Source organism: Alkaliflexus imshenetskii DSM 15055, assembly GCF_000517065.1.
Taxonomy (GTDB): domain Bacteria; phylum Bacteroidota; class Bacteroidia; order Bacteroidales; family Marinilabiliaceae; genus Alkaliflexus; species Alkaliflexus imshenetskii.
Genome location: NZ_KI912105.1, coordinates 1,205,621 through 1,209,959, shown reverse-complemented (window position 1 = coordinate 1,209,959; position 4,339 = coordinate 1,205,621). Strand labels below are relative to the sequence as shown.

General features: G+C 43.8%; 5 protein-coding genes. All 5 read left to right on the top strand.

Translation table 11 applies throughout. The annotated features are described in order from the left end of the window. Window positions 1–1,649, top strand: a 1,649-nt coding sequence (locus tag ALKIM_RS17675) for a hypothetical protein (protein WP_052345408.1), incomplete at its 5' end; no start/stop codon positions are given. Window positions 1,650–1,666: 17 nt separating this feature from the next. Next, window positions 1,667–2,614 carry a tyrosine-type recombinase/integrase gene (locus tag ALKIM_RS0104950; RefSeq protein ID WP_026473673.1) on the top strand — a complete coding sequence of 316 codons (948 nt, stop codon included), beginning with the start codon at window positions 1,667–1,669 and terminating at the stop codon, window positions 2,612–2,614. Further along, a complete protein-coding gene (locus tag ALKIM_RS20100) occupies window positions 2,608–3,576 on the top strand; it encodes a tyrosine-type recombinase/integrase (RefSeq protein WP_175576954.1) in 969 nt (322 codons plus the stop codon). Before ALKIM_RS0104950 ends, ALKIM_RS20100 begins: the two co-directional genes overlap by 7 nt. 72 nt (window positions 3,577–3,648) lie before the next feature. After that, window positions 3,649–3,900 carry a hypothetical protein gene (locus ALKIM_RS0104940; protein ID WP_026055236.1) on the top strand — a complete coding sequence of 84 codons (252 nt, stop codon included), beginning with the start codon at window positions 3,649–3,651 and terminating at the stop codon, window positions 3,898–3,900. Next, the gene (locus ALKIM_RS0104935) at window positions 3,897–4,175 is read left to right on the top strand and encodes a Txe/YoeB family addiction module toxin (RefSeq protein ID WP_016777472.1); all 279 of its coding nucleotides are present in this window, start codon (window positions 3,897–3,899) and stop codon (window positions 4,173–4,175) included. Before ALKIM_RS0104940 ends, ALKIM_RS0104935 begins: the two co-directional genes overlap by 4 nt. Window positions 4,176–4,339: the final 164 nt, after the last annotated feature.

Here is a 4,339-nt window from a genome sequence, read left to right as displayed (position 1 = left end):
CCAACCAACAACCTTTACCACCATCTTTTTCTTCAACTGAAGATTTTTCAATTGAAGAAAAAGGAAGCGTACAGACAGGGTCTGCCCTGTCTAAACAGCTAAATACCACAACCCCCAACAAAATCATCTACCAAACCCAAACCGCCCGCTACATTGTAAAAGGCAGCCTACCCAAGACCTTTGACCGCATGACAATCAGCCTGGACGTTCAGCACCTGGAAACCGCCATCAAATACCGCACAAGACTGGATTTGTACGAAGAAAAGCAAGTTAGAAAAGAAGCCCGGGAAGCCGCCGAAAAGCTGGATTTACGCAGCGATTTAGTAGAAAACGACCTATCGCAACTAACCGACCTGCTGGAAGAATACCGGGAAAGCCAGTTGACAGTCACCAATGACCAGTTAATAATGGAGAAAATGCCAAGCCTTGCGGAACAGGCGAGATGCAAAGCCTTTTTGCAACAGCCAGACCTAATCCAAAAGCTAAACCAGCTCATCGGCCAAAGCGGCATCACCGGTGAGGATAACAACCGTCTTTTCCTGTTTGTGATAGCTACCAGCCATAAAATGCCCGATACCCTGCATGCCCTGATACAAGGCAGCAGTGGCAGCGGTAAAACCCACCTACTCTCCAAAATAGCAGAACTGATGCCAGGCGAAAGAGTAGTGAAATTTACCCGGGTCACCGAAAACAGCTTTTACAACTACGATGAATACTTTTTCAAAGGCAAACTGATTTGCCTGGAAGACATCGACGGCCTAAAAGAAGAAGCCCTCTTTGCCTGGCGTGAACTCATAAGCAACAACCAACTAAGCAGCTCCACCAGCCAAAAGGATGAAAACGGCAATATCCGCAGCGCCCAACGAATCGTACGTGGCCCTATGGCCAGCATCTGCGCCACCACTCACGGACAAATCTACGAGGACAACATGAGTCGCCTTTTCATCATAGCGGTGGATGAAAGCAGTGAACAAACCGCCCGGATAATGAACTACCAAAAGCAGAAAGCTGCCGGGCTGATAGATGCAGAGAAAGAACGAGAGGCAAGTACCCTTTTGCAGAACCTGGTAAGAATGCTCAAACCCTGCAAAGTCATTAACCCTTTTGCCTACCAAATCCATTTACCCGAAAAAGCCCATAAAATAAGACGCCTAAACGAGCTTTATTTAGCCTTTGTCAAGCAAGTCACCATCATCAACCAGTACCGCAGAAAAAAGGACGCACAAGGCCGGATAATAACCGACACCGAAGACCTGAAAATCGCCAATGAAATCATGTTCGACAGTATCTTTTTGAAAGTGGACGAGCTGGACGGCAGTCTCAGGCAGTTCTTTGAAGCCTTAAAAACCTACCTGGAAGAAAAGCCCAATGCACAGCAGTACGAGTTTACCCAACGAGAAGTGCGTCAGGCCCTGCACATAAGCAAAACACAGCTGCACCGTTACCTCTATGAACTCATTTCACTGGAATACCTGCAACAAACCGGAGGTTATGCCAATAAAGGCTTTAAATACAGGGTAAGTTACTGGGATAACATCCAAAAACTTAGAAATGAGATACAAGACTATTTGTACAATCAAATAGACAACCTGGCGTTCCAACCCTTTGGAACGCCAGATGGAACACTACAAAGCCCACGAGGTCTGTAAAAACCCCTTAGCGTTCCATGTTCCAAAAAAGTGTTAATAGAGAAATTAAAAGCAATCAGTTCCGGCATCTGTCAGAAAGCTTCAAAGAATGGTTGGAAACACTGGGCTATAAACCCCGGAGTATAAAGCAAATAAACTGGAACGCACAAGAGTTCTTTGCCTTTTTAGAATCTCAAGGCACCCACAGCTTAAGAGACTTTAAAAACAATCAGGTTAACCAGTATTTAGAATACCTGCAACATCGCCCCAACTGCAACAAAACAGGCGGTTTAAGCCCTGCTTATATCAACAAACACATCACAATGCTGCGGCTTCTAAGCAAATATTTACAGTTGACCGAAAAGGCAAACATCCTAATTAAGCCGCAATTACTCAAAACCACCGAAACCGCCACCTACCTATCTAAAACAGAAATACAGACCCTTTACCATGCAGCCAAAGACGAAAACAACCTGTACAACCAAAGAGATGCCGCCATGCTTGATGTCTTCTATGGTTGCGGTCTTAGAGCCGGCGAAGGAGCCGCCCTTAACCTGAGCGACCTGCTTTTTGAAAAGAACCTTTTGTATGTACGAGAAGGTAAAGGCTACCGGGAACGCTACGTACCCATGAGCAAACAAGTAAAGGCCGACCTGCAAGAATACATCATTAACCAGAGAACCCAATTGTTAAACGCCAAGCAATCCAAAGCCCCCGATGAATCGGTTCAGGCCTTATTACTTGGCCGGGGTGGCATAAGATGGAGCATACAGGGCATGTACCACCGCTTGCAGCTCCTGAAAAATAAAACCAACAACGAAATGCTGAAACAAAAATCCTTTGGCCTGCATATTTTGCGGCACTCCATTGCCACACATCTTCTGCAAGATGGCATGCGCTTAGAAAACATAGCCCTGTTCCTGGGCCATAAATCGATAGAAACCACACAGAAATACACCCACTTAGCAAAGGAGGAGGAATGCTGAACGAAGTGAAATCCAAAGAGCAAAGCGAAACAGAAAGCGAAGCAGAATGCTTTGAAAAGTACCTTGCAAACAAAGGCTTTGGTAAGAACACCATTCTTGATTACACTCGTTTCATAGAAAAGAAGTTCAAACCTTATTTGAATACATCTGCTAATAAGGACTTAAGTTCTTTTTCTTCAATTGAATCAATTGAAAGAAAAGAACCAATTGAGCCAATTGTTGAGCCAGTCGACCATGAAACCCTGATGGGGTACATCCGCTACCGTAAAGGCCAGGGGACAGGTCCCAAAACCATCAACATGGAGCTAAAGAAAATCAGTTATTACTTAGATTTTAAAGCCTTCCCCAATGTAGCGGAACCCATACGGGTAAAAGGCGTTCAACGAAGAATACCCCACGATTTATTTACCCAAAAACAGCTCGACCACATCTACCAGAACTTCCCGGAAATCCAGAGCCAGTGGACACATAAAAAAACATTAAGAATATACCACCTTGTTTTAGGCCTGCGCATTTATCAGGGCTTGCAGGAACAAGAGCTGGCAAAACTTGAAATACGCCACCTGCAGCTTGATAAAGGCAAGATGTACGTTCCATCCACCAAACGAGCCAACAAGCGGATATTAAACCTAAAACCCTTTCAAATACTGCCCCTGCACGAATATCTTTTAACTGATAGAAAGTCTTTAAACGATAAAATAGAAGGGAATTACCTGTTCCACAAAAAGCGCCTAATCCGCGGCATGTCCAGAATCAAAGCTATGATAAAACGCTATGAACCCAGACTCACAAACATGGCCCAAATCCGTGCAAGCACCATCACCAATTGGCTCAAACATTACAACCTGAGAGAAGTGCAATACATGGCCGGCCATAAATACGTAAGCAGCACCGAACGCTATAGGATGGATACTCTGGAAGATTTACAGAAAGAACTGGAGAAATATCACCCACTTAAATAAAACAAAATGAAGGAAATGAGCGTAGAATTTAGTAACTTTGTACCATGTTGGTACACGCTAAATCGAAATGTCATGTTAGTAATCAGTAGTAGAGAATTTAGGCAAAATCAAAGGCTTTACTTTGAAAGGGCCGATAAAGGAGAACAAATCATTGTTCAGCGAGGGGCTAATAAATCTTACGCCTTAACGCCTATAAATGAAGATGATGTTTACTTTAGTGCTGAGATGGTTAAGAAAATAAAACTCAGTGCAGAGCAAGCGAAAAATGGTGAGGTAAAAAGAGTGACAAGTTCTGAAGAAATTAATGATTTACTTGGGCTATGAGTTATGTTCTGGAATTTACCAAAGTAGCCCAAGCTGACATTGAAAAACACAAGAAAGCCGGTGATAAAGTTGTGCTTAAAAAGATAGCTAAACTTCTTAATGAACTTAAAGAAAACCCTACTGAAGGAACCGGGCGTATAGAGCTAATGAAATATGGCTTGTCCGGGAAGTTTTCACGCAGAATAAATCATAAGCACCGACTTGTTTACTCTATAAATGAAGACATCGTAACTGTTCATGTTCTAAGCCTTTGGGGTCATTACGGTGATAAGTAACTTTTAAAAAACCCCGCACAGACCCGGTAAAGCGGTGTTCGTCACTCGTCAGTCAGCAAAAAAGCACGCCAAACCGTCCGGCACTTGTTTTTAAAAAGCAAGCTCTATAAGGTAAAACAAGCGCCGTCCGCCCTTCGGTTCCCTCCGGGTTACGCTACGCTCCA